This window comes from Rhodococcus sp. KB6 (assembly GCF_001445685.1).
Classification (GTDB): domain Bacteria; phylum Actinomycetota; class Actinomycetes; order Mycobacteriales; family Mycobacteriaceae; genus Rhodococcus_F; species Rhodococcus_F qingshengii.
This window is the reverse complement of record NZ_LNAK01000071.1, coordinates 1-472: the sequence shown is the minus strand read 5'-3', so window position 1 is coordinate 472 and position 472 is coordinate 1. Positions and strand designations below refer to the sequence as shown.

At 52.3% G+C, this 472-nt stretch carries 1 rRNA gene; it reads right to left on the bottom strand.

Going from position 1 to position 472, the window contains the following annotated elements:
• Window positions 1–363: 363 nt before the first annotated feature.
• Window positions 364–472 (bottom strand): 16S ribosomal RNA (locus tag ASU23_RS12180); the annotation flags it as partial.

Below are 472 nucleotides of genomic sequence, written 5' to 3'. Positions count from 1 at the left end.
CCGTACGCTCTTCATTACTTACAACAAAGATGCTCGCGTCCACTGTGCAGTTCTCAAACAACACACAAACAACCACCTCACGCAGACACCAACAAAAACCACTCTCACGAATAATTCTTGCGGTATGACTGCAGCAGTCATTTGTCGTTACTTCCTAGAGAGGAAACACTCGCGTGTTCTCTCAGGACCCAACAGTATGCCGATATAATTTGTTCTCCCGCCAGCACTGAGGCCGGCAGTAACGAAAACGAATGCTTGTCAGCGTCCACCCATGAGCAACCACCGTTCCACATACGGGAACGAAATGGCCTCTGCTTTCCTCAACCACACCTGTGTGCAGCGAGCGAAAGAGATGCTCCTTAGAAAGGAGGTGATCCAGCCGCACCTTCCGGTACGGCTACCTTGTTACGACTTCGTCCCAATCGCCGATCCCACCTTCGACGGCTCCCTCCCACAAGGGGTTAAGCCACCG